28 protein-coding genes are annotated in these 26,200 nt (G+C 68.8%); 15 read left to right on the forward strand and 13 right to left on the reverse strand.

Annotated elements, in window-relative coordinates:
- The first annotated feature begins 16 nt into the window (after positions 1–16).
- From ACFYVL_RS07785 to ACFYVL_RS07795, 3 genes are read left to right on the forward strand one after another with little or no spacing between them, the layout of a single operon-like run.
- Positions 17–823 carry an ABC transporter substrate-binding protein gene (locus ACFYVL_RS07785; RefSeq protein ID WP_389241956.1) on the forward strand — a complete coding sequence of 269 codons (807 nt, stop codon included), beginning with the start codon at positions 17–19 and terminating at the stop codon, positions 821–823.
- Between the two features lie 12 nt (positions 824–835).
- Complete coding sequence (locus ACFYVL_RS07790) at positions 836–1,621, forward strand: amino acid ABC transporter permease (RefSeq protein WP_389241957.1); 786 nt, start codon at positions 836–838, stop codon at positions 1,619–1,621.
- 14 nt (positions 1,622–1,635) lie between these two features.
- Positions 1,636–2,478 carry an amino acid ABC transporter ATP-binding protein gene (locus ACFYVL_RS07795; protein ID WP_389242550.1) on the forward strand — a complete coding sequence of 281 codons (843 nt, stop codon included), beginning with the start codon at positions 1,636–1,638 and terminating at the stop codon, positions 2,476–2,478.
- Between the two features lie 14 nt (positions 2,479–2,492).
- Here ACFYVL_RS07795 and ACFYVL_RS07800 read toward each other — a convergent pair whose 3' ends face one another.
- Entirely contained in the window at positions 2,493–3,392 is a 900-nt protein-coding gene (locus ACFYVL_RS07800) for a LysR family transcriptional regulator (protein ID WP_389241958.1), read from the reverse strand.
- Between the two features lie 179 nt (positions 3,393–3,571).
- On the opposite strand from ACFYVL_RS07800, the gene ACFYVL_RS07805 reads away from it, so the two are divergent.
- Both ACFYVL_RS07805 and ACFYVL_RS07810 read left to right on the forward strand, forming a co-directional pair.
- The gene (locus ACFYVL_RS07805; protein ID WP_389241959.1) at positions 3,572–5,332 is read left to right on the forward strand and encodes an adenine deaminase C-terminal domain-containing protein; all 1,761 of its coding nucleotides are present in this window, start codon (positions 3,572–3,574) and stop codon (positions 5,330–5,332) included.
- A 40-nt stretch (positions 5,333–5,372) separates the two neighbouring features.
- The gene (locus ACFYVL_RS07810; protein ID WP_389241960.1) at positions 5,373–6,062 is read left to right on the forward strand and encodes a YitT family protein; all 690 of its coding nucleotides are present in this window, start codon (positions 5,373–5,375) and stop codon (positions 6,060–6,062) included.
- A 118-nt stretch (positions 6,063–6,180) separates the two neighbouring features.
- Here the strand turns inward: ACFYVL_RS07810 and ACFYVL_RS07815 are convergent, their stop codons facing one another.
- Together ACFYVL_RS07815 and ACFYVL_RS07820 are read right to left on the reverse strand one after the other, a co-directional pair.
- Positions 6,181–6,549 carry a peptidase inhibitor family I36 protein gene (locus ACFYVL_RS07815; protein ID WP_389241961.1) on the reverse strand — a complete coding sequence of 123 codons (369 nt, stop codon included), beginning with the start codon at positions 6,547–6,549 and terminating at the stop codon, positions 6,181–6,183.
- Positions 6,550–6,869: 320 nt separating this feature from the next.
- Complete coding sequence (locus ACFYVL_RS07820) at positions 6,870–7,283, reverse strand: winged helix-turn-helix transcriptional regulator (RefSeq protein WP_389241962.1); 414 nt, start codon at positions 7,281–7,283, stop codon at positions 6,870–6,872.
- A gap of 103 nt (positions 7,284–7,386) precedes the next feature.
- Here ACFYVL_RS07820 and ACFYVL_RS07825 point away from each other — a divergent pair, with 103 nt between their 5' ends.
- The gene (locus tag ACFYVL_RS07825; protein WP_389241963.1) at positions 7,387–8,238 is read left to right on the forward strand and encodes an alpha/beta fold hydrolase; all 852 of its coding nucleotides are present in this window, start codon (positions 7,387–7,389) and stop codon (positions 8,236–8,238) included.
- A 33-nt stretch (positions 8,239–8,271) separates the two neighbouring features.
- On the opposite strand, the gene ACFYVL_RS07830 is transcribed toward ACFYVL_RS07825, so the two are convergent.
- Positions 8,272–9,228, reverse strand: coding sequence for an amidohydrolase family protein (locus ACFYVL_RS07830; RefSeq protein ID WP_389241964.1), 957 nt, complete (start codon positions 9,226–9,228; stop codon positions 8,272–8,274).
- A 277-nt stretch (positions 9,229–9,505) separates the two neighbouring features.
- Here ACFYVL_RS07830 and ACFYVL_RS07835 point away from each other — a divergent pair, with 277 nt between their 5' ends.
- Complete coding sequence (locus tag ACFYVL_RS07835) at positions 9,506–10,471, forward strand: DUF4331 family protein (protein WP_389241965.1); 966 nt, start codon at positions 9,506–9,508, stop codon at positions 10,469–10,471.
- A gap of 141 nt (positions 10,472–10,612) precedes the next feature.
- On the opposite strand, the gene ACFYVL_RS07840 is transcribed toward ACFYVL_RS07835, so the two are convergent.
- From ACFYVL_RS07840 to ACFYVL_RS07855, 4 genes are all read right to left on the reverse strand, one after another.
- Complete coding sequence (locus tag ACFYVL_RS07840) at positions 10,613–11,446, reverse strand: hypothetical protein (RefSeq protein WP_389241966.1); 834 nt, start codon at positions 11,444–11,446, stop codon at positions 10,613–10,615.
- Positions 11,447–11,480: 34 nt separating this feature from the next.
- Positions 11,481–12,209, reverse strand: a complete 729-nt coding sequence (locus tag ACFYVL_RS07845; RefSeq protein WP_389241967.1) for a DUF6345 domain-containing protein — start codon at positions 12,207–12,209, stop codon at positions 11,481–11,483.
- A gap of 217 nt (positions 12,210–12,426) precedes the next feature.
- Positions 12,427–13,167 (reverse strand): class I SAM-dependent methyltransferase, encoded by a 741-nt coding sequence (locus tag ACFYVL_RS07850; protein ID WP_389241968.1) that lies wholly within the window; start codon positions 13,165–13,167, stop codon positions 12,427–12,429.
- A gap of 614 nt (positions 13,168–13,781) precedes the next feature.
- Positions 13,782–14,918, reverse strand: coding sequence for a serine hydrolase domain-containing protein (locus ACFYVL_RS07855; protein WP_389241969.1), 1,137 nt, complete (start codon positions 14,916–14,918; stop codon positions 13,782–13,784).
- 581 nt (positions 14,919–15,499) lie between these two features.
- Here ACFYVL_RS07855 and ACFYVL_RS07860 point away from each other — a divergent pair.
- The 4 genes from ACFYVL_RS07860 (at position 15,500) to ACFYVL_RS07875 (ending at position 18,502) form a co-directional block, all read left to right on the forward strand.
- Positions 15,500–16,741 carry a cation:proton antiporter gene (locus tag ACFYVL_RS07860; RefSeq protein WP_389241970.1) on the forward strand — a complete coding sequence of 414 codons (1,242 nt, stop codon included), beginning with the start codon at positions 15,500–15,502 and terminating at the stop codon, positions 16,739–16,741.
- Positions 16,742–16,911: 170 nt separating this feature from the next.
- Positions 16,912–17,070 (forward strand): hypothetical protein, encoded by a 159-nt coding sequence (locus ACFYVL_RS07865; RefSeq protein WP_389241971.1) that lies wholly within the window; start codon positions 16,912–16,914, stop codon positions 17,068–17,070.
- Positions 17,067–17,783, forward strand: coding sequence for a cation transporter (locus tag ACFYVL_RS07870; protein ID WP_389241972.1), 717 nt, complete (start codon positions 17,067–17,069; stop codon positions 17,781–17,783). Before ACFYVL_RS07865 ends, ACFYVL_RS07870 begins: the two co-directional genes overlap by 4 nt.
- A 158-nt stretch (positions 17,784–17,941) precedes the next feature.
- Positions 17,942–18,502: a DinB family protein gene (locus tag ACFYVL_RS07875; protein ID WP_389241973.1), complete on the forward strand. Its 561-nt coding sequence runs from the start codon at positions 17,942–17,944 to the stop codon at positions 18,500–18,502.
- 196 nt (positions 18,503–18,698) lie between these two features.
- Here ACFYVL_RS07875 and ACFYVL_RS07880 read toward each other — a convergent pair whose 3' ends face one another.
- On the reverse strand, positions 18,699–20,231 hold the full coding sequence (locus tag ACFYVL_RS07880; protein ID WP_389241974.1) for an MFS transporter: 1,533 nt from the start codon (positions 20,229–20,231) through the stop codon (positions 18,699–18,701).
- Positions 20,232–20,305: 74 nt separating this feature from the next.
- Here ACFYVL_RS07880 and ACFYVL_RS07885 point away from each other — a divergent pair, with 74 nt between their 5' ends.
- Positions 20,306–21,196, forward strand: coding sequence for a sigma-70 family RNA polymerase sigma factor (locus tag ACFYVL_RS07885; protein ID WP_389241975.1), 891 nt, complete (start codon positions 20,306–20,308; stop codon positions 21,194–21,196).
- A 131-nt stretch (positions 21,197–21,327) separates the two neighbouring features.
- On the opposite strand, the gene ACFYVL_RS07890 is transcribed toward ACFYVL_RS07885, so the two are convergent.
- On the reverse strand, positions 21,328–21,741 hold the full coding sequence (locus tag ACFYVL_RS07890; RefSeq protein ID WP_389241976.1) for an arsenate reductase ArsC: 414 nt from the start codon (positions 21,739–21,741) through the stop codon (positions 21,328–21,330).
- 95 nt (positions 21,742–21,836) lie between these two features.
- On the opposite strand from ACFYVL_RS07890, the gene ACFYVL_RS07895 reads away from it, so the two are divergent.
- The 3 genes from ACFYVL_RS07895 to ACFYVL_RS07905 are packed head-to-tail and all read left to right on the forward strand — an operon-like array spanning position 21,837 to position 24,336.
- Complete coding sequence (locus ACFYVL_RS07895; protein WP_389241977.1) at positions 21,837–22,142, forward strand: ArsR/SmtB family transcription factor; 306 nt, start codon at positions 21,837–21,839, stop codon at positions 22,140–22,142.
- Complete coding sequence (gene arsB, locus ACFYVL_RS07900) at positions 22,142–23,260, forward strand: ACR3 family arsenite efflux transporter (protein ID WP_389241978.1); 1,119 nt, start codon at positions 22,142–22,144, stop codon at positions 23,258–23,260. The genes ACFYVL_RS07895 and arsB overlap by 1 nt, the downstream gene beginning before the upstream one ends.
- On the forward strand, positions 23,257–24,336 hold the full coding sequence (locus ACFYVL_RS07905) for an ArsO family NAD(P)H-dependent flavin-containing monooxygenase (RefSeq protein WP_389241979.1): 1,080 nt from the start codon (positions 23,257–23,259) through the stop codon (positions 24,334–24,336). The genes arsB and ACFYVL_RS07905 overlap by 4 nt, the downstream gene beginning before the upstream one ends.
- 22 nt (positions 24,337–24,358) lie before the next feature.
- Here ACFYVL_RS07905 and ACFYVL_RS07910 read toward each other — a convergent pair whose 3' ends face one another.
- The 3 genes from ACFYVL_RS07910 to ACFYVL_RS07920 form a co-directional block, all read right to left on the reverse strand.
- On the reverse strand, positions 24,359–24,814 hold the full coding sequence (locus ACFYVL_RS07910; protein WP_389241980.1) for a VOC family protein: 456 nt from the start codon (positions 24,812–24,814) through the stop codon (positions 24,359–24,361).
- Between the two features lie 248 nt (positions 24,815–25,062).
- Positions 25,063–25,557, reverse strand: coding sequence for a GNAT family N-acetyltransferase (locus tag ACFYVL_RS07915; protein ID WP_389241981.1), 495 nt, complete (start codon positions 25,555–25,557; stop codon positions 25,063–25,065).
- Positions 25,558–25,599: 42 nt separating this feature from the next.
- Entirely contained in the window at positions 25,600–25,974 is a 375-nt protein-coding gene (locus tag ACFYVL_RS07920; protein ID WP_389241982.1) for an ArsR/SmtB family transcription factor, read from the reverse strand.
- Positions 25,975–26,200: the final 226 nt, after the last annotated feature.

The following is a 26,200-nucleotide window of genomic DNA, read 5'->3' on the forward strand; positions in this document are numbered from 1 at the left end:
CTCGTATGGAGGCGTCTTGTCCGCTCGCACCGCGCTGCCCCTCGTCACGGCCGTCACCGCCCTCGCGATCCTGACCACCGGCTGCACCAGCACCAAGACCGCCGGGTCCGGCGCGTCCGGTGGCTCCGAGGTCACCCTGGTGGCCGAGGGGAAACTCAAGACCTGCACCCATCTGCCGTACGAACCCTTCCAGTTCCGCAAGGGCAGCGAGGTGGTGGGCTTCGACGTCGACATCGTCGATCTGGTCGCCAAGGACCTCAAGGTCACCCAGGAGATCGTCGACACGCCCTTCGAGGGCATCCAGACCGGCGAGGACCTGAACGCGGGCAAGTGCGACCTGGCAGCCGCGGGGATGACCATCACGCCCGTGCGCGAGCAGAACCTGGACTTCTCCGGGCCCTATTTCGACGCCACGCAGGCGCTGATCGCCAAGAAGGGCTCCCCCTACACCTCCCTCGCGAGCCTGAAGGGGAAGAAGCTGGGGGTCCAGCAGGGCACGACCGGTGAGACCTACGCCAAGAAGAACGGCGCGGGCACCGAGACGGTCCAGTTCGAGGACGTGGCACTGCTGCTCGCCGCAGTGAAGACGGGGCAGGTCGACGCGGCCGTCAACGACAACGGCGTCCTCTTCGAGTACGTGCGCAAGAACCCGGACCTGGCGGTCACCGCCGAGTTCGACACGGGCGAGAAGTACGGCATCGGCGTCCGCACCGGGAACACCGCTCTGCGCAAGGAGATCGACAAGGTGGTCAAGGCCGCACGGGCCGACGGCCGTTATGACGCCCTGTACAAGAAATGGTTCCCCGCCGCTCCCAAGAAGTGAGGAACCCTGCCGATGTCCATGACCCGACGCCAACGGACCAGAGCGGTGCGGGGCGTGCAGTACGCCGTCCTGCTCGTCGTGGTACTGGTGGTCGCGCTGGCCGCCGACTGGGGCGAGATCCGGCGCGCCTTCTTCGACCTGGAGGTCGCCAGGGCCCAGTTCCCCGACATCATCAGCACCGCACTGGTCAACACCGTCCTCTACACCCTCCTGGGCTTCGGATTCGGTCTGACCCTCGGGCTGCTGCTCGCCCTGATGCGGCTGTCGAAGGTTCCGCCGTACCGCTGGCTGGCGGTCGCGTACATCGAGTTCTTCCGCGGGGTGCCCGCGCTGCTGGTCTTCATCGCGCTCGGCTTCGGCGTCCCGCTGGCCTTCCAGCTGTCGCTCAACCAGTACGTGACCGTCATGCTGGCGCTCGGCCTGGTCGGCGCCGCGTACATGGCCGAGACGATCAGGGCGGGCATCCTCGCGGTGCCCAAGGGGCAGACGGAGGCGGCGCGTTCGCTGGGGATGTCGCAGAACCGGGCGATGGTCTCCATCGTCATCCCGCAGGCGCTGCGCATCGTGCTGCCGCCGCTCACCAACGAGCTGATCCTGCTGACCAAGGACTCCTCCCTGGTCTATCTCCTCGGTCTGTCGCTGTCCCAGTACGAACTGGCCAAGTTCGGCAGGGACGCGCTGAACCAGAATCGCAGCCTGACCCCGATCCTGATCGCCGGGCTCTGCTACCTGGTGATCACTCTGCCGCTGGGCCATCTCGTCCGCCGGCTCGAAGCACGTACGTCAAGGGCGAGGTGAACACGGTGACCGACATGCCGTCCACGGCGGAACCCGAGAACCGGCCCCGGACTGAGCCCGCCATCGAGGTGCGCGACCTGCACAAGTCGTTCGGCGCCCTGGAAGTCCTGTCGGGCATCGACTTCACCGTCGCGTACGGCGAAGTGGTGTGCGTCATCGGCCCTTCGGGCTCCGGGAAGTCGACCCTGCTGCGCTGTGTGAACCTGCTGGAGGAGCCCACGTCGGGCACGGTCCTGGTGGCGGGCGACGAGGTCACCGACCCGGACGTGGACATCGACAAGGTGCGCCGCGGCATCGGCATGGTCTTCCAGTCGTTCAACCTCTTCCCGCACCTGACCGCCCTGGAGAACCTGACCCTGCCGCAACGCCGGGTACTGGGCCGGGACAGGACGCAGGCCGCACGGATCGGCCGCGACCGGCTGGCCCGCGTCGGGCTCACCGACAAGGAGTCCGTCTATCCCGCGCAGCTCTCCGGCGGCCAGCAGCAGCGCGTGGCGATCGCCCGCGCACTGGCGATGGACCCGCGGCTGATGCTCTTCGACGAACCCACCTCGGCACTCGACCCGGAGCTGGTCGGCGACGTGCTGGCGGTGATGCGGTCGCTCGCCGACGAGGGGATGACGATGCTCGTCGTCACGCACGAGATGAGCTTCGCCCGGGAGGTGGCGGACCGGGTGGTCTTCATGGACGGCGGGGTCATCGTCGAGGAAGGCACCCCGGACCAGGTGATCGGCTCGCCGCGGCACGCCCGTACCCGCTCGTTCCTCGCCCGCCTGCTGGACCCGGCGGCGGCCGGGCTGAGCGAGGGCGGCACCCGGGATGCGTCTCCGGGAGCGCTGCCGGCCTCACCGCCGTAGGAACGGGCGCGGTCTCACGCGGACGGGCGGGTGACCACGGAGTCCAGCGTCCCCAGGACCTCCTCGGCGAACAGCAGCGCGGCCAGCCCGTGTCCGTGCCTTTCGCGGCGGACGAGGGAGAGAATGTTGTTGCTGAACGCCCGGTCGCGGACCGGCCGGAACACGAGGGTTCCGTTGTGGCGCTCCTCGGCTATGTCGAATTTGCTGAGAAAGGCAATGGCGTCGCCCGAGACGGCGAGTCGTTTCATCGTCTCGATGGAGTTGGTGTGAAACACCGGCTCCACGCTGATCCCGGCCTCGGTGAAGGTGTCCGCGACATTTCCGTGGATCACCATCGACCGGTCGGCGAAGATCAGTGGATGAGCCGCACAGTGCGCCAGCGGAACGGATTCCATGGCGGCCAGCGGATGTGTCGGCGCGAGCACCGCCCCCAGCCGGGTGGCCAACTGCCAGCAGATCTCCAGTTGCATTGACGAAGGCACGTTGAATCCGAGTCCGAGATCGGCCTCCCCGTTCAATATCGCCCGCAGTATGTCGTGGCCCGACATCGCCCTGATCGAGATCCGCACCTCCGGATATCGGGCGTAGAAATTCTCCGCGGCGGCAGCGACGATCCCACTGGCCAGCCCGGTCATCGTGGCGATCACCACCTCCCCGCTCGGCAGGGAATGGAGGTCGCGCATGGTGGCCACGGCCTCGCGGTAGTCCTGCATGGTCCTGCGCGCGTGCGCGAGGAGGACCTCACCGGCAGGCGTGAGCCGCATTCCGCGCGGCATTCGCTCGAACAGTGCCTCGCCGAGTTCCTTCTCAAGGAGCAGGAGCTGTCTGTTGATGGCCGACGGTGCGACGTGGAGCCGTGCCCCGGCCGCCCGGATGGACCCGCAGCGTGCCACCTCGTCGATGTACTGCAGCAAACGTGAGTGAAGCATGACGGCCTCCCGAACGCGACCGTACACAAAAAGAGTACGGTCCGTGCGAAAACGGCTGCTTGTCAGCAACGGTCTTCTGCAATTCCATGTCCTCACCGCACAGAACCGACTTCCGGACCCGACAGGGGAGTTGGCAACAGGCGCACGACGAGGCGAGGAAAAACATGATCCAGAACAAGCAGAAGAGCCAGGCCGACCGCACGGATTCCGTACCGGCGCACGACGAGCACGTCCGGACCGTCTTCGCCATCCTGCACGGGGAGAAGACGGCCGATCTGCTGCTGCGGAATCTGTACATTCTGGATGTCCACAGCGAGTCGGTCTTTCAGGGGTCGATTCTCGTCCACGGGCAGCGCATCATCGCGTTGAACCCCGACGAATCGATCGTGCGTGCCCGCGAAGTCTTCGACGGACAGGGCCTGTACGCGATTCCCGGGCTCATCGACACGCACCTGCACTTCGACGCCCAGTTGGCGCACCCGGCGGCTTTCGGTGAAGCGATCGTGCCGAGCGGCACGACGACCATTTTCGCCGAGACCCTGGACTTCGCGAGCGCGGCCGGCAGCGAGGCGATCGAGGCGGCTCGGGCCCTGTTCAAGGACTACGAGAAACTCCCGTACCGGATCTACGCCTTCGCGCCGGGGAAGAAGACGTCGGTCGAGGTGACCGAGGCCATGCTGAAGATGGACCCGGTGATCGGACTGGGCGAGCTCGCCCACCTCTCGTACATGACGGGCAACGACGACGACTTCCGCAGGTCCGCGCTCGGGCGCGCGAACGGCGGCTGGGTGAACAGCCATTGGGGTGTGACGGCGCTCTCGGACACGGAGCTGAACTACATGCCCGCGATCGGAGCCCACAACAATCACGACGTCTGGAACGAGGACGACATCGAGAAGAGCGTCCGTTACGGCCTGCGGACCCAGATCAAGTTCGGGGTGGGCAGCCCCGAAGTGATCAGGACGATGCTGCGGGCCATCGTGAAGCGCCGCTGGCCGGCCGAGAACTTCCAGCTGTGCGCGGACAACATCTCGGTCGACCGCGTACTGACCAAGGGCCACATCGACTGGGTGATCTCGCTGGCCGTCGAGATGGGCATCAACCCGATCCAGGCGATCAAGATGGGCACGCTGTACTCCGCCCGGTCCTTCGCCATGGACAACGAGTTCGGCTCCCTCGCCCCGGGCCGGTACGCCGACATCGTGCTGACCGACAGCCTTTCCAGGATCAATCCGCGGTACGTGTTCAAGGGCGGCGAGCTCGTCGCCCAGGACCGCAAGCTCCTGAAGGCGGCCGAGCTGGACTACTCCGGCATGGTGAAGGAGCCCAGGCCGGGGCTCGCCGGTCTGGCACCGGAGCAGCTGGATCTCGCACCGATCGAGGTCTCGCCCGACGGAACCCGGGCCAAGGTCCTCCTGTTCGACGTCTACGGGCGCGGCCACCTGAAGTTCGCCCAGGAGATCTGGGTTCCGTTCCGGGACGGGCTGATCGTTCCCGAGGTGGACGGCGTCACGCTGAACCGCATCTCGGTCGTGCAGCGCTACGCGGACGGGGAACGCCACGTGGTCAACGGGCTGTTCAAGGGCGTGTCGATCGACCGCGGCGCGGTCTCGACGTTCTGGCCGGCACCCTTCGCGTACTTCGTGGTGGTCGGCAACGACAGCGCCGAGATGCACGACAACCTCACGAAGCTGGACACCTTCGTCGGCGGCTGCCTGGTCACCGAGGACCGCCAGGTAAGGGCCGAGCTGGCCCTGGACATCTACGGCGTCATGGCCGACATGGACCTCTCCGAACTGGTCTCGGCGACCCGTTCGATCGACGCGGCCCTGGAGAAGCTGGGCAATCGCAACGAGGGCGAGCCGGTCGTCAACAAGCTGCTGACCCTCTTCATCTCCCTCGACCGCTTCGGATTCATGGTCTGACGAACGCTTCCCATCCGGTCAGTAGCCAGAGGAGAAGTCCGTGCTGCAGCACGAAGAGGAAATCGGAGTTGTCGACACCGGAAGTCTGACGCGGCGGTGGGCGACGTACGCCATCGGCATCTACCTGCTGACGCTCGGCGTCAGCCTCGCCATCAAGGCGAGTATCGGAATCTCACCGCAGAGCAGCCTCACCCGCACCATGACCGTGGTGTTCCCCGCGATGAGTCAGGGAACGTTCAACTTCCTCCTCGAACTCATCATGCTTCTGCTGACCTATCTGGTCATGCCGAAGGGCTTCCAGCTCAGGAACTTCCTGTCGCTGATCCCGGCCTTCGCGCTGGCGACGTTCCTCGACCTGAACCTGAAGCTGACGCACTGGGTCGTGGTGGACTCCTACGCCGCCAAGTTCCTGCTCCTGGTGTTCGCGGACGCGACGTTGGCGTTCGGCCTGTTCCTGATGATCCGGGCCAACCTGGTGCTCATGCCGATCGACATGTTCGTCAACACCGTCTTCAAGCGGACGGGCTGGAAGTGGGGCAACATCAAAACGGCCTTCGACTGCACGCTGCTGGTCACCTCGGCGGCGGTCGGCCTGTTCTGCCTCGGCTCCCCGCACTTCATCCGCGAGGGCACCATCATCAACGGAATCCTCGTCGGACAGTACGTGAAGCTCTACTTCTTCCTGTTCCAGCACATCGCCGTCAAACGCAAGCGTGCAGAACTGAAGTGAGACCACCGCTGTCCTGCCGGGCCCTGGAACTCATTGGTTCCGGGGCCCGGCGAGCTTTGCCCCCGGTGGCTACATCCAGCCTTCAGGACTGGTTGAGCAGAGACGACGACCGCTCTACTCAACGGCAGTTGACCCACCTGTTTGATTCGATGTAGTGGGATGCGTTGTCCGTCTTCTTGACCCCTCGCGGCACCACGTTGCTGTCACCCTGGCCGTTTCTCAGCGAGAACCACTTGAAGTCGCAGGACTTGCCCCGGTTGTACCAGGACTTGAAGTTCTGGAAGACCGGGAAGCCCGTGAGGTTGTCGTTCGGGCCCTCCACCTTCTGCATACGTCCTGTGTAGTTCTGGCCGGACCACACACAGAACCAGCCCGACGGGCAGTCCGTCGCCGCGCGGGTTTCGGCGGCTGCCGGAGCCGTGCCCGTGGCCAGCAGGCTTCCCGCGAGGACGATTCCGGTCGCAACCGCAGCGGCTTTCCTCTTCATATGCCGTGCCTCCCTTGGTAATTCCGCACACGGCGTGCGGGATCGTGGTGGGTGGCCTCGAAGATAAGGGCTGCGGCCCCGAACCGCGTCAGTCCTGGGTTTACCCCGCCCCTGGCACTTCCGCCGTATGCACGTACCGCCGTGGTTTACGGACGAGGGCTATCACCGTACGTACCAGGAGGGCACGGGCATGCGCTCCGAAACGTGGACCGGTTACCGCCGCGTCTCAGGCGACCCTCACGTGGGCGCACGGGAAGCCGGCCACTGTGGCTGTCGGCTTTCTGAAGAGACCGCTGTGATCAGCGCGTACAGTCCGGGCCCTAGACGGAGAACGACTCGTCCGCGACCTGGTTGTGGCGGTCGATCTCCGGCATGTTCGTCTCGGCCCAGGTCCGCAGGGCGGCGAGCGGTTCTTCGAGGGACAAGCCCAGTTCGGTGAGGCGGTAGTGGACGGCGGGTGGCACGGTCGGTTCCACTCGGCGTGCGGCCAGGCCGTCGCGGACCAGGCTCTGGAGGGTCACGGAGAGCATCTTCTGCGAGATGCCGGGGATACGGCGCCGCAGTTCCGCGAAACGGAGTTCGTGCGGAGCCTCCTCGGCCAGCACCTTGACCGCCATCGACGTCCACTTGGTGCCGATCCGGTCGAGCAACTGGCGGACCGGGCAGCGCGGATCCAGCAGGTCGCCCCGCTCACCGGGGCGTCGGCCGGCCTTGCCGGGCTTTGATGTGGTCACTCCGGGCTCACCACCTGAAGGGAAAGTGCCGTCTTGGAGGGACCAGGTTAGTTCCCTAGCGTGACCTGGTCACCATTCCTCACCATGCTCCTGGAGCCCCTTCATGCCTGAACTGCGGCGCGTCTCCGTCCACGGCGTCGAACTGAACGTCGCACTCGCCGGATCGGGCCCTGCCGTCCTGCTGCTGCACGGCTTCCCGCACACCTGGGAACTGTGGACGGACGTCATGGCCGATCTGTCCGACCGCTACCGCGTCATCGCGCCGGACCTGCGCGGGTTCGGCGCGAGCGGTCCGGCCGCCTCCGGGTACGACGCGGGCACCCTGGCAGAGGACGCCGGAGCACTTCTCGGCGCGCTCGGGGTGTCCTCGACCGCCGTGGTGGGCATCGACGCGGGCGCCGCGCCGGCGTTCCTGCTCGCCATGCGGCGCCCCGGCCTCGTACGGCGTCTGGTCGTCATGGAGTCCCTCCTGGGCGCGCTGCCCGGCGCCGAGGACTTCCTCGCGGGCGGGCCGCCGTGGTGGTTCGGCTTCCACTCCGCCGCGCCCGGCCTGGCCGAGACCGTGCTGGAGGGCCACGAGGCCGCTTACGTCGACTGGTTCCTGAACTCCGGCACCCTCGGCGACGGGGTGCGTCCCGCGCTCCGGGACGCCTTTGTCCGCGCGTACACCGGCCGCGAGGCGCTGAGCCGTGCGTTCGCGTACTACCGGGCGCTGCCCGAGAGCGCGGCGCAGATCGGGCAGGCGGTCGCCGCCGCCCGGTTGACGGTTCCGACGATGGCGCTGGGCGCCCGGCCCGTCGGTGCCGCGCTGGAGCGCCAGCTCCGCCCGGTCGCCGACGATCTCACCGGACACGTCATCGAGGACTGTGGCCACATCATTCCGCTGCACCGCCCGCGCGCCCTGCTCACGCTGCTGCGTCCGTTCCTGGCGGGTGAGGACGCGCAAGCGGCATGACCGGAAACCTCCGGCCTGGGAGGTGTCCGCCTGTCAGCGGGCGAGCCGGGGGAAGAGGGCCTGGGCGTTGCCGTGGTTGATCGCGGTGCGCAGGCTGTCGTCGAGGTGGTAGGCGTCGAGTTGCTCGGTGAAGTAGCGGGAGATCGCGGGGGTGGCGTAGGGGAAGTCGCTGCCGAAGGTGATCCGGGTGGGATCGGCGAAGGTGAGGAGGGTGGGGAGCGTGTCGGGGTTCGCGCTCAGTGCGGTGTCGAAGTAAAAGCGGCGCAGTTCGGCGAGGACCGTTTCGTGGTCCATGACGGGCTGGACCCCGGTGACCTGCTGATGGCCTTCGAGGCTGAGGGCGATGCGGTGGGCGGCGTACGGGACGAAGCCGCCGCCGTGGGAGAGGACGAAGCGGATGTCCGGGTGGCCGGCGGTGGTACCGGACAGGACCAGGTTCATCGCGGCGCGGGTGGTGTCGAGCAGGAAGTCCGCGGCGTAGGGCGGTACGCCGGGCACGAGCGGTCCGGGCAGCTCGGCCGGGTGGATGAAGACGGTGGTGCCGCGGCGGCCGAGTTCGGCCATGAGCGGTTCGAAGGCCGGGTCGCCGAGGTAGGTGCCGCGGTGGTTGGCGAGCAGGACGATGCCGTCGGCGCCGAGTTCGTCCAGGGCGCGGGCGGCCTCGTCGAGCGCACCGTCGACGTGGGGCAGGGGAAGGGTGGCGAAGAAGCCGTAGCGGTCGGGGTGGTCCTTGACGATCTCGGCGGCGTAGTCGTTGACCTTGCGGGCCCAGGTGGTGGCCTCGGCGTCGTCGCCGAGGTGGGTGCCGGGGGTGGAGACCGACAGCACCGCGGCCTGGATGCGCCGGCTGTCCATGAAGGCGAGGTCGGTGTCGACGTCCCAGCGCGGGACGGGCAGCCCGCCGGCGGTCTCGCCGTGAGAGAGCAGCCAGTCGCGGTACTGCGGCGGAACGATGTGGTGGTGGGTGTCGATGCGTCCGGACTCGGTCACGGCGTTTCACCTCTCAATTACTTAGCAAGCTAATCTTTAGCTTCGCTGTCACCGTACGCCTCTGACCCGTCCCGGGCAAGACGGACCCCTCCCCAGGCTCGGCCGGCGCCCACCTGCCGTCCTCGGCGAATACGCCTGATGACGGATGTACACCCGCCGACGGCAGGCAGATCGTTGCTCTCGCCGTCCCTCGCGCCCTGAGGGACGGCGAACCGCCACGGCTCCACCGCACCCCCGCGCAGCTCGGTCCGCACAGCCACCCGATGGGAGTCGCGACATGGCACACCACGTCTCCGGCCTGGGCATCAGCCCCACGAGCATGGACCCCAGGAGCCACATCACCGACCTCTACGTGTTCCAGAAGCCGGGCGACGCGAGCAGGACCGTTCTCGTGGTCGACATCAACCCGACCTCACCGATCACCGACGACGCCGTCGACCACGAGTCGGTCTACGAGATCGGCGTGGACACCGACGGCGACGCGGTCACCGACATAGCCTTCCGCATCCGCTTCTCGCCGGTGCGGGAGAACAGGCAGACCGCGAGGCTGCAACTGGCGACCGGCCGGGAGGCCGCTGCCAACCCCGGTGCGGGGGACACGCTCCTGCTGGACGCACCGGTGACCTTCGGCTCCGAGCCGCGGATCACCGAGGCCGGCGGCTTCAGGTTCTTCGCCGGGCTCCGCAGCGACCCGTTCTTCGCCGACCCGGTCGGCGCGGCGAACAAGTTCCAGTGGACCGGCCAGGACTTCTTCGCCGACAAGAACGTGTTCGGCATCGTGCTGGAGGTCCCCAACAGCGCGCTCGGTCCCGGCCCGCGGGTGGGCGTCTGGGCCAGGGTCCTGGTTCCGCACGAGGGGCGGCTGGTCCAGGGCGACCGGGCCGGGCGGCCCGCGATCGATGCCACCTTCAACCAGGACGACGACGACAAGCGCGTCTGGAACCAGCAGGAGCCGTCCCAGGACCGCGAGGGCTTCCTCGACAAGTTCACGTACGTCTTCGAGCACGCGGGCCACCCCGGGGACCGTGCCAAGGCGCTCGCGGAGAGCCTGCTGCCCGACCTGCTGACGTACGACCGCACCAGCGCCGAAGGGTTCCCCAACGGCCGCAACCTCACCGACGACGTCATCAACATGGGAATCGCCCAGCTGAGCAACGGCACCGTGCCCCACGACGGACTGCGGCCCCACACCGACCTGCGCACCGGTTTCCCTTACCTGGGGAACCCGCACAAGCCCGCCTGACAGGGCCCGACGACGCGCCGTCGACGTCGACCGGCCCACCTTGAAGGGCACCGTCTCCAAGGTGGGCCGTCATCAGGACCGGCACCGACCCCGGCACCGGCACCAGCTCCCGCCCGGCCGGGCCGCGGGCTCGGAGGCGCCCTACGGCTCCTGAGGTGTCGGGGCAGGACGTGCGGTGCTCGGGACGGTCTTCTCCAGGTCCCAGCCGTGGGTACGGGGAGCGGGCAGGTCCTCGCCGTACCGGTTCACATGCCGCACCGGCTTGCGGCCCAGGCCTTCGGTGGTCGGCGCGTAGACGATCCGGATGGCGGGATAGACGTCAAGGAGGAAGCCGACCGCCGTGGAGTGGGTGATCCCCGCTTCCACGGACTCCGGTTCCGCGCCCTCCAGCTCAGGGGGGCGCCAGCCCCGGTCGACCCGGCGGGCCAGAGCGCGCAGTTCCTCGACCGCCGGGCCCGGCAGCTGCGGCCAGTGCAGCTGCAGATGACCGATGCGCCCGTCCGCCGTCAGGCCCAGCAGACAGCCGGACTGCCATACGGGGTGGCCGTCCACGCACCTGCCCACGCGCGCGAACCGATTGCCGGGCTGCGGCTCCTCGACCTCGGGACGGCCGGACTCCGCGTCGTACCGGGCCACCTGGGTCTGCTCGCGCACGATGCCCTGACGGGCGATCTCCGCCTCGGGGACCCCGAGGGAGGTGAGCACCGTACGGCAGGTGCGCAGCAGTTCCTCCTCGGGCCCTTCGAAGACGCCCAGCTCGCGGCCGACACCGAATCGGTCGTCCTGCACGAAGTAGGTCAACGAGTCCAGGCGCCTGCTGAAGAGGAGGTTGCGGGTGCGGATGCCGAACATGTTCTGGATGCCTCCGGTGCGCTCCACCGCCTCGAAGTTCAGCCCCAGTGCCGACTCGCCGAGTTGGCACAGCTCCGCGATGTCCGCCTCGTCACTGTCGTCGTGGGCATCCGCCGGCGTCATCGTCCCACCTCCACGATTGCGGCTGGTGTGCCGGTCATCGGGTCCGCCACTTCCAGGCGAACCAGGCCGGGGTGAAGTTGAAGGTGCTGTGCACACCGATCGTTTCGTTGTCCCGCCGCCAGATGGCGTCCTCACGGGACTCACCGGCTGCCAGCGCCACCGCGCTGCACCCTGGCTGGATGTCGATCGTGCCCGCGTCCATCCAGGCGTCGCCGACACTCTGGTGGGGGAAGAGCCAGAAGCCTCCGGCGGCGCGGACAGCGAAGGCGAATCCCCGGTCGATGCTGTCCAGGGTGTCCGCCGACAGGTTTCCCGAGTGCCCGAGCGCGATGTGCATGCCCCGGAAGACCGGGAACCAGGAGTTCGGCAACGAGACGAGGTCCATCGGGCAGCTCGCGTCGATCACCGCGTACTGGATACCGTTCCGCGCGTTCCCCCAACGCACTTCGCTGCCGATGGTGACGACGTTCGGCTGCCCGGACGGACTGCACACCACCAGGAAGTCCGGGTCGGTGGCCTTGGGCGACCGCTGGCAGATCCCGTGGCCGGCGAAGAAGTAGAGCTCGACGAGGTCGCTGCCGCCTTGCGGTTCGAGGTCCCCGCCGCGCGCCTCGCGGAAGTCGGAACCCCAGACGTCCTTGTTCTCCCAGTGACTGAAGAGCCGATGTCCGGCCAGCTCGAAGACCGTGGCGAAAGCACGGGCTTCCGGAACGGTGGCCGGAAGGTCCGGGCCCCCGCACCCGTTGGGAATGTAGTCGCGCACAGCACCCGTAGAAAACCGCACCAGAATTCCCCCCTGCATCTCCCGGGCAGCGGAACTCCCCCACACCGTCGCCGGATCAGCTTCGGCGACTCCCTCCCATCGTGCTCTTCGCTCGGGTGGGCGGCAACGCCCGCGCGCGCCTCGGTACCACTTGGGCAGCGCTCCTCCAGAAGAGCCGACGGAAAGGGGCTCGGCCGATCGGTTCACGCAACGGAACTCACGGTTTGTGGGTCACCCAGAGCAGTTCCGCTGGCCAGCGGTGCGCCCAGTCGGGCGGGTCGGTCTCGTTGTAGCCGTTGGGTGTTCCGGGTTCGGGGCGCGGCTCGATGAGGTCGTCGATGACGAGACCCGCACCGCGCAGGGCCCTGACCCAGTCGCCGTAGGTGAGTTGGTAGCTGGTCGCGCCGTCGCCCTCGGCGATGGTGTTCAGCCCGAAGTAGTTCTTCCGCAGCGTCGTGGTCACGCGGCTGGCCGCTTCGTCGTAGCAGGCCTCGAACCAGGGGCTGGCGACGTTGAACACCAGGCGTCCACCTCGGCGCAGGACGCGTGCGGCCTCCGGGACGGCACGGTGCGGGGGCGCCCAGCTGAGCCCGCCGAAGTCGCAGAACACCAGGTCGAAGCTGTCGGCGGCGAAGGGGAGTTGTTCGGCGGCCCCTTGCACCAGTGGGTATCGGCTCACCCCCATCGCGCCCGCAGCTGCGGCGAGTTGGGCATCTGACAGATCGATCCCGACCACGCGGGCACCCTCGGCGGCAAGCGCCCTGGACCACTGACCTGCGCCGCAGCCGAGTTCGAGTACGCGCTTGCCGGTGACGTCGCCCAGGGCACGCAGGTGCGCGTCGGGGATGGAGTACATGCCCCACAGCCGGGGCGCGGCGCCGATCTGCGGGTCGTGCGCGTGCTGGTAGGAGCTGCTGATCTGGTTCCAGAGGCGCCGGTTGGCGGGGATGCTGTCCACGGGCCGACTCCAGCACTGCCTGCCGGGGGCGGTCAACATGATGATGAGTACTGGCCGACCCTCGCCGCGGTCGAGCCCAAGTTCGCTCCCTGATCCGCCGGACGAACGCCTCTCGCCAGCCCTCTCCGCGGAGCGGAACCTACATGCCGGAGTCCGGGCCACCACTCACCGTGGCAGCCCGGACTCTGTTGGCCGGACGGGCGACGCGTCGCCCGTGGGCGACACCCCCGCTCACGTCAGCTCAGCATTCGCCCCGCCAGACCAAACTTATGAGCGTCACCGACATGCTGCAGACGCCGATGCGGCCCCCCGGGCCGGGGGTGTAGTGGAGGCACCTGCTGTATGTGGCTCCGCTGTAGGTCAAGGTGACCTGGACCGGAACAACAACCGGGACAACAGTCGTTGGCGCGGTGCACGCGTGGCAATCCTTTCGCGCCTGCTTGAATCCATCTGCCGTCGAGCCGGTGCGCGAAGGTGGCCCCGGCGAGTCGGTCCGCGCACAAGGCTCCCAGGTGGGCCGGGTGATCTCGATTGATCCGAGGTGGCACGCGCCCACGCGGCAGGGCGGCTCACTTCCCACGGCGTCACCCGTGACGCGGCCCGCCCCGACCGGGTCAGCGGTTGAAGGCCGGGAACGCGAAGCGCTGGGCGAGGCCGAGCCCGTTGTTCTTGGCATCGGTCGCGGTCACCGAGTACACGACGGTGCGGGAGAGGTCGCGGGTAGCCGCGAGGACCGTGTGGTAGCCGGGCCGTGCCCCCGTCTTGCCCCAGACCTCGCGGCCGTTCACCACGAATCTCTCCAGCCCTGCGCCCATCCGCGCGCCCGGCACGCCGGGAATCGTGAACATCTCCTGGAGCTGCGGCTGCGGCACGACCCTCCCCCGGAACAACCCCACGAGCAGCCGCTCCAGATCGGCCACCGTGGAGATCATGTCCCCGGCGCCCCTGCGGTCCGACATGTTCCACTCGGTGACGTCGACGAGCCGGCCCTCCATCTCCTCGTACCCACGGTTGTGCGGGCCGTGGAGGCGCGGGTCCGGACCGGACGGGAAGGACGTGTGCCGCATTCCCAGCGGCTTGAAGATCCGCACCTGGGCCTGGTGCGGGTAGGAATCGCCGGTCACCCGCTCGACGAGCATGGCGAGCACGAGGTAGTGGATGTTGCCGTACACCTGCTGCGCACCGGGCGCGTGGGCGGGGCCCTTGGCCACGGAGGACGCGACGACCTCCTCCGGGGTGAGCGTCTCGAAGCGGTGCGGGAACTCCTCCTCGACGGTGTCCCCGAAGGTGCGGCCCGCCTGGAGTCCACTGGTGAAGTTGAGCAACTGCCGTACGGTCACGGGCGCGAAGTCGGGTGTGAGCAGGCCCGGCAGATACTGCTGCACGGTGCAGTCGAGGCTGACGCGGCCCTCGGCGGCCAGTTGAAGTACGAGGGCGGAGGTCACGACCTTGGTGGTGGACCCGGCCCGGAAGCGGCCGTTCTCCAGGGCTTCGGCTCCGTTCCGCAGGTTCCGCACCCCTGCGCTGCCCTGCCAGCTCCCGAGGCCGCCCACCCGGACGACCGCCGAGGTGGCCACCTGGTCGGGAAGCCCCTCCAGCGCCTTCTCCAACGCGGCGACGTCGGGGCCGGATGCCATGTCCGGGGCCACGGCGGCGGGGCGCGCCCCGGCGAACGCCGGAACGGCGAGGGGGCCCGCGGAGAAGGCAAGAACGAGGGAAGCGGCGAGGGCGGTTCGGGCACGACGGTTCACGGAGTCCTCCAGGACCAGTACGAGCGGGGGGGGGGACGGCGCTGACCGGCAGCACCGCCATGCCCCACATCCTGTGCACCGGACGACCCTCGGCAGTCGTCACCGAGAAGGACTCCGCACCCGGACCGGCCCCCGAGAAGCGCGACCGCCGATCCCGGGGTGTGGGTCCGGGACAGCCCCGAGAGGCAAGTTCCCAACACTTCTTCGTGGAGCACCGGTTGATGTTTTCCGCCTGCGGGTTCGCGTCGCACGCACGCGGTATCGTCCCGCAAAGCCCTGAAAGGGCGTTTAGAGTTGCTATTTACGATTTACTACATTAAGGGTGTTCTGTGTTTCTCCGGTCCAGAGGTGCGCGTCTGCGCAGCACCTGCGTTGCGCACTCGTCCCGCCATCGGGGTGCGGGCTCCTCCGCCGTTCCCGTCAGTGGCACGCGCGGACCTCCGACGCCCGCGTACAGGGTGAACCGGCCCCCACCACTCCCCCGCTGACCTCCGACCACCCCGCACCTCCGCCTTCGTCTGCGCCTCCGCCTCCGGCCGGACGCGCGGCGCATTCCCCCGTTCCCTGTTGATGGAAGACCCATGATCTTTGTCCTGATGGTTGTCACCGCAGCGATCGCCGGATGGTCGCTCGTCGCCGGGCGGCTGGAACGATGGAACGTACGGGCACCCCTGGTGCTGGTACTGGCGGGCGTCCTCACCGGCGTCTTCACCCACAGCCATCTCGCCGCCACGATGAACTCCGAGGTCGCCCAGCACGTGGCCGAGGTCATCCTGGCGGTGCTGCTGTTCGTCGACGCCACCGAGCTGCCCGGCGGGCGACTGTTCGGCAAGGATCCCGGCTCCGCCGCCCGAGCGCTGCTGATCGCCATGCCGCTGAGTCTGGGGCTGACCGTCCTGCTGGGCACGTGGCTGCTCCCCGGGCTGCCGCTCGTCGTACTGCTGCTGATCGCGTGCATCGTCGTACCGACGGACCTCGCACCGGCGGAGACCCTCCTGCGGGACCGGCGCATCCCGGCGAGGGTCCGCAACGTCCTGAACATCGAAAGCGGCTACAACGACGGCATCATCTCGCCGCTCCTCGTCTTCGCGCTCGTGCTGGCAGGATCGACGTCCCAGGCACAGACACCCGGTCAGGCGCTGAGCACGGCCGTGCCGTTCGCGGTCAAGGCACTTCTGGTCGGCACCATGGTCGGAGCACTGGTCGCCTGGCTGATGAACCGGGCCGACCGCGCGGACTGGACGACGGGCCAGTCACGGCGGACGCTCGTACTGATCACCCCTCTGGTCGCGCACACGGCGGCGGTCGCCATCGACGGCAACGGCTTCGTGGCCGCGTTCGTCTGCGGAATCGCCTTCCGGTACGTCCGGCAGGCACCGGTCCGCCGACAGGGCGCGCCGCCCCCGGCGACCTCGGACTTCCAACTCATCGAGGACACCACCGCGATGATGACGATGGTCATGTGGTTCTTCTTCGGGAACGCGGTGGTGCTCGCCCTCAGCGAGGGCGTCCCCTGGCCCGTGCTCCTGCTCTGCGGAGCCGCACTCACCGTCGTACGGATCCTGCCCATCCTCTTCGCCTTCCTGGGCTCCGGTTTCAGCTGGCGCGAACGGCTTCTGGTCGGCGTACTCGGTCCGCGCGGCACCACCTCGATCGTGTTCGGCCTGCTCGCCTTCAACGCCCTCCCCGACGGCGAATACGCCGACACCACCCTCTACGCCATGACGTTCACCGTGCTCGGAAGCGTCCTGCTCCACGGCGGCGGCTCCCTCCGACACCTGCTCTCGCCCCCAACCGCACCCAAACCGGCCGCCACGGACTGACGGACCAGAAGCGTTCCGCCCCACCGGCAGGCGCGCGGCCGTCGGGCATCCTCCCAGCACCGAGCCAGGACGGCCGCAGCACCGGGCGGGAGCACGTACCTCGGTCGCTCTGGCACCTCATCCACGATTCACCATTCCCTGAATTCAGGATTCCATGTACCGTCAGGTTCGTGCTCTCCACTGACACCGGCCTCGACGCCCCCAGCCACGTCGGGCTCGACGCCCCCAGCCACGTCGGAAAGGCCCCGGCCGAACCGATCCGCCCCGCCGTCCTCACCACAAACCACCAACCCCGCCCGCACCCGCACCGAGGGGTGCTGCTGAGATGAGCACCGGACTGCCGATATCCCACGGCCCCTCCCCGGCCCGCCGGGACGTACTCACCCGCCGGATACGGCTGCTGGTCGCAGCCACCATCACCTACAACGTCGTCGAGGCCGCCGTCGCGCTCACCGCCGGCAGCCTCGCCTCCTCCACCGCCCTGATCGGGTTCGGCCTGGACTCCGTCATCGAGGTGTCCTCCGCCGCCGCGGTCGCCTGGCAGTTCTCCGCCCGCGACCACGGTGCGCGGCAAGCCCGCGAGCGGACGACCCTGCGCATCATCGCGGCGTCCTTCTTCGCGCTCGCCGCCTACGTCAGCGTCGACGCCGTCCGCACGCTCACCGGCAACGGGGAAGCGGAGCGGTCCACGCTGGGGATCGTCATCGCCGCCCTGTCGCTGGCGATCATGCCGTTCCTCTCCTCGGCCCAACGCCGCGCGGGACGTGAACTCGGGTCCGCCAGCGCCGTCGCCGACTCCCAACAGACCCTGCTCTGCACCTACCTGTCCGCCGTGCTCCTCGCGGGCCTCCTCCTCAACGCCACCCTCGGCTGGTCCTGGGCCGACCCCCTCGCCGCCCTCGTCATCGCCGCCCTCGCCGTGAAGGAAGGCCGCGACGCCTGGCAGGGCAAGGGCTGCTGCGCACCACCGGCCGCCGCACCGCCAATGCGGCATCAGAACGGCGACTCCTGTGGCTGCCGCCCCGCCTGCGACTGCTGCTGATACGAGCACGGACACGGGATCCGGAAGCACTTCGGTCACGACGGACGGCACAGGCTTCGCTACGGGGATACGGCTCTGTCGCGCGGGAGCGCAGCGGCTCATCATCGAAGGACACAGCCACCCGTCGGTGACTGGGGATCAAAGGGCGGTGAAGTCCCATGCCCGGTGCACTGCCGGTGGACCGTCAGGCGATCCATGACGAGATGGAGCGCGCCCGCGCCGATTTCCGCCGGCTGCTGGACGGCGCCCGGCCGCAGGAGCTACGGATGCCCACCAGGGGGACCCGCTGGACCAACGAGCAGTTGCTGTTCCACATGCTCTTCGGCTTCCTCCTCGTCCCGCCGCTGCTGTTCGTGATGCGGCTCTTCGGGCGGCTGCCGCGCGGTGTCGGGCGGTCCTTCGCGGGGCTGCTGAATGCCGGAACCCGGCCGTTCGACGTCATCAACCTCCTGGTCGCGGTGGCCGGTGCCCGGGTCTGGAACCACCGGCGGATGGTCCTGCGGTTCGACCGCGTCATCGCCGATCTGCACCGCCGCCTCGACGCCGAGCCGGAGACCGCGCTCGCCCGGGACATGCGCTACCCCTCCCGCTGGGACCCGTTCTTCCGCGAGACCATGACGGTGGCCGACCTCTACCGCTACCCGGCGCAGCACTACGCGTTCCACCGGCACCAACTCACCCTGCCCGACGACGCGGCTGCCGCCGACCAGCTGTACTGATCCGAGAGGTTGATTCAGCGCGTGCCGTGCGGCTTGTTCCCGGAAGCGGTCTGCACGAAGGCATGTCCCACCTTTGGGCTGTGGTGCAGGAGCGCTGACATCGCGCGGCGACTGCCCGGACCGGGGCGTCGTGGCCGACGAACCAGTTGGGCGTCCTTGAGTTGGGCCGCGGAGTGGGGGGCGGCGTTGGGGTGGTTCACAGGATCGGTTCTTTCGCTTCTGTCGCTGCGAGGGGTGTGGTGCGCGGTGTGAACGCGTGCGCTGAGAGCCATACGGCGATCAGGAGGCTGGCGAGGCAGATTCCGAGGGCGACGTGGTATCCGAGCTCGAACGCGTTGCTCGCTGTGCCCCGCATCTGTGGTGGGACTCCGTGGAGGTTTCCTACCGGGATGGGGCCGGGGGACGTGTGGGTGTGCCCGTAGGGCGACGCGTTCCAGCTGTGGTGGGTGACCGCCGTGCCCATGGCCGCGACGAGTGCGAGTCCTACCGCGGTACCGAGCTGGCGGGAGGAGTTCAGCATCGCCGAGGCAGCACCCGTGTCGGGGCCGGAGACGTCGCGCATGGCCACGGTCGTGATCCCGGGAACCAGTAGGCCGAATCCGGCTCCAGCGACCAGGTATCCCACCGCCGCAAGGGCGAAGGGGGTGGTGGGTGTCACTGTGCTCAGCGCTGCGATTCCCAGCGCTCCAGTGGCGCAGCCCGTGGTGACGATGGCTCGTGGCGTGAAGTGTTGGCCGAGTTTTCCGGCCATCTGGGCCGCGACGAGGAACGGGGCGTTCATCAGCAGCCAGGACAGTCCGGTGCGCAGGGCGGACCAGCCGAGAAGGTTCTGGAACATCAAGGTGACGTAGTAAAGCGTGCCGCTGAAAGCGAGGTAGCTGAGGAAGTAGAGGACGCAGGCGCTGATGAATGCTGTGTTGCCACGGACATCTCTGGGAACGAGAGGCTCGCCGGCGCGGCGCTGCCAGTGCACGAAGGCCGCGAGGGCGAGGGCGCCGAAGACCAGCGGAAGCAGGGTCGGCACGGGCTTCCAGGGAACGTCGCTCGTGGTGATCAGACCGAAGGTCACTCCTGCCAGGCCCAGCGACGCGAGGACGACGCCCGGCACGTCGAGCGGCCTCGGGGCGTGGGCCGCGGCGGTTCCGGGGACCGCTCGCAGGATCAGGCCGACCGTGAGGACGACGATCGGGACGTTGACCCAGAAGATCGTTGACCAGCCGAAGCCGGCGAGCAGCAGGCCGCCGACGATCGGCCCCGCCCCGAATCCGACGCCGCCGATGGCTGCCCACCAGCCGATCGCGTGACCGCGCCGGGCGGGCGGGTAGGTGTCGCTCAGAACGGCGAGGGTGAGCGCCAGGATCGCCGCTCCGCCGGCACCTTGGCCGACGCGTGCGCCGATGAGCGCCGCAGGGTTGGGGGCCAGGGCCGCTCCGGCGGAGCAGAGGCCGAAGGCGGCCAGACCGGCCAGCAGGACAGGGCGATGTCCGAGGCGATCGCCCAGTGCCCCCGTCACGGGGACCAGCGCGGCCAGCCCGAGGGCGTAACCACTGATGATCCACTCCAACGCGCCGGTGGCCGCGTCGAGCTCGTGCTGAATCGTGGGGAGGGCGACATTGACGACGGTGACGTCGAGCTGGATCACGAAACCAGCCAGACACAGCGCCAGGAGCGCCGTCCGCCGTCGTCGGCGGGCATCCGGGGCGGGTGCTGATCGTTTCGGGGTCGTCACATCGAGCTCCTGTCACGTTCTCGGTCGCAGGCGTGTCATGGGAACTGACACCCCGCAACACGAGGACGTGACCGATGGACCCCGCCGAGCAGCTCAGCCGACACTTCGAGGCCAGCCGTCAGCGGCTGACCGCACTGGCCCACCGGATCCTCGGCAACCGAGGTGATGCCGAGGACGCTGTCCAGGATGCCTGGGTACGCCTCAGCCGCCCCGGCGCAACCGATCTCACGACCGTGACCAACCTCAACGGGTGGCTGACCGCGGTCGTCTCACGCACATGCCTCAACAGGCTCAGAGCCCGCGCCGCGCACCCCGAAACCCTCACGGACACCACCGGTCCCGGACTCCACCTGCGATCCGACCAGGCCCCGAGCCCAGAGGAACAGACTCTCCTTGCCGAACAGGTCGGCCTGGCACTCCACATCGTCCTGGAGAGCCTGACACCGCCCGAGCGCCTCGCGTTCGTTCTCCACGACTCCTTCGGAATGCCGTTCAGCGAGATCGCCGGGGTGCTCGGCAAGTCGACCGAAGCGACCCGCAAGCTCGCCAGCCGTGCCCGACAACGCGTGCACGCCGTGGACCCGACGGAGATCGAGACCGACCCCGCCAGTCAACGCAGGGTGGTCCACGCCTTCTTCGCGGCATCTCGCGACGGCGACCTCGACACACTCCTCGCTCTGCTGCACCCCGAGATCACCTTCCACGCCGACGGCGGAGTCACCAAGCCCGGTGCCACCGCCACCATCCGCGGCCCGCAGAACGTGACCCGGCGGGCAGCGACCTTCGCCATTCCGCACGCCACTTTCGAGCCGATCACGGCAAACGGCTGCGCAGCCGTCATCGTCCATGCGAACCAGCAGCCCGTCGCCATCATGGCCTTCGTGGTCACCAGGGGCCGGATCGCCCAGATCTACTCACTGCTCGACCAGCCACGCATCAAGCAACTGATCAACAGTCTCGGGTAGGCCCATCCACAGCAGCCCAGCTCCGGGACCTTTCGAGTTGCTCGGCCCCCACCGCTCACATCCCGAAAACGCCCGCGCGCCCGGCGACGCCGCAACCGGCGATGGCGACGTCGCGTATCCCGCTCACGCTGTCATCCCCGCTTCGCCGGGGCGATGTCGGCGATCAGGTTCTCGACCAGGGTTTTGATCCGGTCGCGGGTCGGGCGGACGGCCGCCACGCCCTGTCCGGCCGGGTCCTCCAGCTTCCAGTCCAGGTAGCGCTTGCCGGGGAAGACGGGGCAGCTGTCGCCGCAGCCCATGGTGACGCACACGTCCGACTCCTTCACCGCGTCGACCGTGAGGATCTTCGGTGTCTCGTGGGAGATGTCGATGCCCACCTCGGCCATGGCCTCGACGGCGGCCGGATTGACGGCATCACCCGGGCTGGAACCCGCGGAACGGACTTCGACACGGTCCCCCGCCAGATGCGTCAGCCACGCTGCGGCCATCTGGGAGCGGCCGGCGTTGTGGACGCAGACGAACAGGACGGACGGCTTGTCGGCCATGGTGATCGGTCTCCCTGGTCGCACGGCGGAACCCTGCCGCCGATGACTTCAGCCCTCGCTGATATCAGCGAGGACTGATGTGAAAGTATCAGCGCATGCTGACTTCAGTCGATCCTGATGTGATCCGGGCGCTGGGCGATCCGCTCCGCCTGAAGATCGTGACTCTGCTGGCCCGGGAGACCTTGTGTACGACGCACCTGGTGGAGGAGACCGGAGCGAAGCAGACCAACCTCTCCAACCACATGAAGGTGCTGCGCGAGGCGGGGCTCGTGGACACCGAGCCGTGCGGGCGGTTCATCTACTACCGGCTGAGGCCCGAGGTCCTGGAGGGGCTGGCAGGGCAGTTCGCCGAACTCGGCGCGTCCGCCCGCACCGCCGCCCAGAACAAGAGGGCCTGCTGATGGCCGCGCCCGACCGCATCGCCACCGGCCCCGCCACCGCCTCCCCGGCCGGGGAGGACTCGGTGGTCAAGAAGCTTTCCACGCTCGACCGCTACCTCGCGGTGTGGATCCTGCTCGCCATGGCAGCCGGGCTCGGCCTGGGCCGCCTGGTCCCGGGCATGAACGACGCGCTCGCCGCGATAGAGATCGGCGGGATCTCCCTGCCGATCGCGCTCGGCCTGCTCGTCATGATGTACCCGGTCCTCGCCAAGGTCCGCTACGACCGGCTCGACCGCGTGACCGGCGACAAGAAGCTGATGGCCTCGTCACTGGTCGTCAACTGGATCGTCGGCCCGGCCGTCATGTTCGCCCTGGCCTGGATCTTCCTGCCGGACCTGCCCGAGTACCGCACCGGTCTGATCGTCGTCGGGCTGGCCCGCTGCATCGCCATGGTCATCGTCTGGAACGACCTCGCCTGCGGCGACCGGGAGGCCGCCGCCGTACTGGTCGCCCTGAACTCCGTCTTCCAGGTGCTGGCGTTCGGCCTGCTGGGCTGGTTCTACCTCGACCTGCTGCCCCGCTGGCTGCACCTCGGCGACGGCCAGGGCCTCGACGTCTCCGTGTGGCACATCGCGCTGAACGTCGTCATCTTCCTCGGCATCCCGCTGCTGGCCGGGTTCCTCACCCGCCGCCTCGGCGAGCGGAGGATGGGCCGCGAGCGGTACGAGGCGAAGTTCCTGCCGAGGATCGGTCCTTGGGCGCTCTACGGCCTGCTGTTCACGATCGTCGTCCTCTTCGCCCTCCAGGGAAAGACGATCACCTCCCAGCCGCTGGACGTCGTACGCATCGCGGTGCCGCTGCTGGTGTACTTCGCGGTGATGTTCTTCGGCACCTTCCTCCTCGGCAAGGGCATGGGCCTGGCGTACGACCGCACCGCGACCCTCGCCTTCACTGCGGCGGGCAACAACTTCGAGCTGGCCATCGCGGTCGCCATCGCCACCTTCGGCGTCACCTCCGGCCAGGCTCTCTCCGGGGTCGTCGGCCCGCTCATCGAGGTACCCGTCCTCATCGGCCTGGTCTACGTGGCGCTGGCCTGGCGGGGGAAGTTCGCCGCGGACAAGGTGACCACACCGTCATGACGGTCCTGGACGTGGTGGTGATCGGCGGCGGGCAGGCGGGGCTCGCCGCCGGGTACCACCTGCGCCGACGGAACCTGAGCTTCGTGGTCCTGGACGCCGAGGCGTCGCCGGGCGGCTCCTGGCAGCACATGTGGGACTCGCTGCACCTCTTCTCCCCGGCCGAGCACTCCTCCCTGCCCGGCCGGCTCATGCCCGCCCAGGCAGGCGAGACGTACCCCGATGCCCGGCATGTGGTCGACTACCTGGGCGACTACGAGAAGCGGTACGACCTGCCCGTACAGCACGGCACCCGTGTCGAGGCCGTACGCCGTGACGGCGGCGGGCTCCTCGTCGAGGCGGACACCGGTACCTGGCGGGCAGCGGCGGTGATCAGCGCGACCGGCACCTGGTCCCGCCCCTTCCTGCCCGCCGCCCCGGGCCGTGCGGACTTCGCCGGACGCCAGCTGCACACCGTGCGCTACCGGTCCCCCGCCGAGTTCGCCGGACAGCACGTGGTGGTGGTCGGGGGCGGAAACTCCGGTGCCCAGATCGCCGCCGACCTCGCTCTCGACGGCCGGGCCCGCATGACGTGGGTGACACAGCGCCCACCGCGCCTGCTGCCCGACGCCATCGACGGCCGCGCTCTCTTCGACGTGGCCACCGCCCGCCGCCAGGCGCTGGAAGCGGGCCTCCCCGACACCGGTGGAGTGGCCGCACTCGGCGACATCGTCGCCGTACCCCCGGTACGCGCCGCTCGCGACGCCCAACTCCTGGACGCGAAGCCGATGTTCGACCGGCTCACCACGCACGGTGTGCGGTGGCCGGACGGCAGCGCCGAGGACGTCGACGCCGTGATCTGGTGCACCGGCTTCCGCCCCGCCCTCTCCCACCTCGCCCCGCTCAACCTGCGCCGGGAACGCGGACGCATCCCCACCGAGGGCACCCGGGCGGTGCACGAGCCACGGCTGCACCTGCTGGGTTACGGCGACTGGACGGGCCCGGCATCGGCCACCCTCATCGGCGTCGGCCGCCCCGCCCGGGACGCCGTACGGGAAATCGCCGCGCTGCGGCAGCACGGTGCGAGCCCGCCCCAGTGACGGCAGAGGAGGCGGCGCGGGCTCAGCTGGTGGGCGTCTCGTCGATGGCGGGCATCGGCTCACCGCCCGGATGCCAGCCCTGGAGGAAGCCGGCCTGCCTGCCGATGTCGACGAGTTCGATCCGGGCCCCGATGCTGTCGACCTGGTGGTAGGCGAAGGGCCGGCCATAGGGGCAGCCGGAGAAGTCCACCGGCATGCCCTCGTCTTCCAGACGCCGGGAACCTTGCCGCACATCGCTGGTCCAGAACCCGATGTGATCGAACCTGGCCCCCTTCGACGCGTCCCAAGGGCTGCCTGACGGCCCTTCGATGAGCTCGATGAAAGGCGGCCCGCCTGTGGTGAAGACGATGCGGTAGTCCCACTCACCGAGCCGGTCGGCCAGAGGATCGCTCCAGTTGACCCCGGCCGCACGCCGAAAATCCTGCATCGCCCGCTCGATGTCCGGGACGACGAAGCACACATGGTAGAAGGCAGTCATTCACTCATGATCGAGCACATCGCCCCACAGGCACAGGAGTTGAAGGCAAGCCGGAACAGGGCAGCCTCGTCGGCGTCCCGACGGCCTGCCTTGTTCTGGGCTTCGTTCTGGGCTTCCGCGTTGGCCTTCTTCGCGGGAAGCGGGCCGCTACATCACGGGCCCCGTCGGTGGCTGTCACCGCCCGGGACGTCCCCCGCCCTCACGGACAACACCCCCAGCCTTCCGCCGAGTTCGCCGCCCCGGGAGCGTCAGGACACGACAGGGCTGCGCCGCTCGACCAGGACCACATCGCGCCACACACCGTGGTGCCTGCCGATGCGCTCGCGGGTGCCGATCACACGGAACCCCGCACGGGCGTGCACGGCGAGGCTGGCGGTGTTCTCGGGAAAGATCCCGGACTGGATCGTCCAGATCCCGGCCTGCTCGGTGGAGTCGACCAGGGCCTTGAGCAGAGCGGAAGCGACGCCGCGACCCCGGGCCGCAGGGTCGACGTAGACCGAGTGCTCGACCACGCCCGCGTACGCGCAGCGGTCGGAGACGGTGCTCGCGGCGACCCAGCCGAGCACCGCACCGCTCTCGTCGAGCGCGGCGAAGCGGTGTTCGGCAAGCTTCGCCGAGTCGAACGCCTCCCAGGTCGGCGGACTTGTCTCGAAGGTCGCGTTGCCCTCGTCGATCCCCGCCCGGTAGATCGCGATCACCTGATCCGCGTGCTCCGCCGTCAACGGCACGATCACTGCGCTCAACGGCCCGTGCGTCACTGTTCCCCCTCCTGGTCGCGTCGTTGGTCAGGCCGCGCCGGGCATCGTCAGCAGCTTGCCCATCGCCGCCAGGACGGACGGCTCGACCCGGTAGTACACCCAGGTCCCGCGCCGCTCGGAGGCCAGCAGACCGGCCTCCTTGAGCTTCTTGAGGTGGTGGGAGACGGTGGGCTGGGAGACACCGACATCGGAGATGTCGCACACGCACGCCTCACCGCCCTCGTGCGAGGCCACGGCCGAGAACAGCCGCAGCCGGACGGGGTCACCGAGCGCCTTGAACATCCGCGCGGCGGTCTCGGCCTCCCCGGCCGTCATCGGGCGCTCGGTCAGCGGCGGGCAGCACGGCGCCACACCTTGGCCTTCGGCCGACCCGAGCAGCGGCAGCACCTTCGCATTCGACATACGTCTATGTTGACACACGTCGAACCAGTACGGGGCGGGTCGCACCCGGAGGCCGGGTAGCGGTCGGCGGCCAGAGCCGCCCGCGACGGCGTGCGGGCGACTCTGGAACACCGGCCGCCGCCGGAGACAGAGACCTCGGCGCGCTCCACCACCAAGCCCTCTAATTCGATACATGTCTATGTTGACGCCCATCGATACAGCTGCCATGCTGAGCCGCGCAAGCCAT

The organism is Streptomyces sp. NPDC004111 (assembly GCF_042874215.1).
In the GTDB taxonomy this organism is placed as follows: domain Bacteria; phylum Actinomycetota; class Actinomycetes; order Streptomycetales; family Streptomycetaceae; genus Streptomyces.

What these genes read in the sequence shown, in the direction of transcription:
- ACFYVL_RS07920 (WP_389241982.1), bottom strand. Translation starts at nt 25,974, where the DNA reads ATGTCGAATGCGAAGGTGCTGCCGCTGCTCGGGTCGGCCGAAGGCCAA.
- ACFYVL_RS07890 (WP_389241976.1), bottom strand. Translation starts at nt 21,741, where the DNA reads ATGGCCGACAAGCCGTCCGTCCTGTTCGTCTGCGTCCACAACGCCGGC.
- ACFYVL_RS07840 (WP_389241966.1), bottom strand. Translation starts at nt 11,446, where the DNA reads ATGACGCCGGCGGATGCCCACGACGACAGTGACGAGGCGGACATCGCG.
- ACFYVL_RS07875 (WP_389241973.1), top strand. Translation starts at nt 17,942, where the DNA reads ATGCCCGGTGCACTGCCGGTGGACCGTCAGGCGATCCATGACGAGATG.
- ACFYVL_RS07835 (WP_389241965.1), top strand. Translation starts at nt 9,506, where the DNA reads ATGGCACACCACGTCTCCGGCCTGGGCATCAGCCCCACGAGCATGGAC.
- ACFYVL_RS07895 (WP_389241977.1), top strand. Translation starts at nt 21,837, where the DNA reads ATGCTGACTTCAGTCGATCCTGATGTGATCCGGGCGCTGGGCGATCCG.
- ACFYVL_RS07905 (WP_389241979.1), top strand. Translation starts at nt 23,257, where the DNA reads ATGACGGTCCTGGACGTGGTGGTGATCGGCGGCGGGCAGGCGGGGCTC.
- ACFYVL_RS07815 (WP_389241961.1), bottom strand. Translation starts at nt 6,549, where the DNA reads ATGAAGAGGAAAGCCGCTGCGGTTGCGACCGGAATCGTCCTCGCGGGA.
- arsB (WP_389241978.1), top strand. Translation starts at nt 22,142, where the DNA reads ATGGCCGCGCCCGACCGCATCGCCACCGGCCCCGCCACCGCCTCCCCG.
- ACFYVL_RS07825 (WP_389241963.1), top strand. Translation starts at nt 7,387, where the DNA reads ATGCCTGAACTGCGGCGCGTCTCCGTCCACGGCGTCGAACTGAACGTC.
- ACFYVL_RS07885 (WP_389241975.1), top strand. Translation starts at nt 20,306, where the DNA reads ATGGACCCCGCCGAGCAGCTCAGCCGACACTTCGAGGCCAGCCGTCAG.
- ACFYVL_RS07860 (WP_389241970.1), top strand. Translation starts at nt 15,500, where the DNA reads ATGATCTTTGTCCTGATGGTTGTCACCGCAGCGATCGCCGGATGGTCG.
- ACFYVL_RS07795 (WP_389242550.1), top strand. Translation starts at nt 1,636, where the DNA reads ATGCCGTCCACGGCGGAACCCGAGAACCGGCCCCGGACTGAGCCCGCC.
- ACFYVL_RS07805 (WP_389241959.1), top strand. Translation starts at nt 3,572, where the DNA reads ATGATCCAGAACAAGCAGAAGAGCCAGGCCGACCGCACGGATTCCGTA.
- ACFYVL_RS07790 (WP_389241957.1), top strand. Translation starts at nt 836, where the DNA reads ATGTCCATGACCCGACGCCAACGGACCAGAGCGGTGCGGGGCGTGCAG.
- ACFYVL_RS07870 (WP_389241972.1), top strand. Translation starts at nt 17,067, where the DNA reads ATGAGCACCGGACTGCCGATATCCCACGGCCCCTCCCCGGCCCGCCGG.
- ACFYVL_RS07910 (WP_389241980.1), bottom strand. Translation starts at nt 24,814, where the DNA reads ATGACTGCCTTCTACCATGTGTGCTTCGTCGTCCCGGACATCGAGCGG.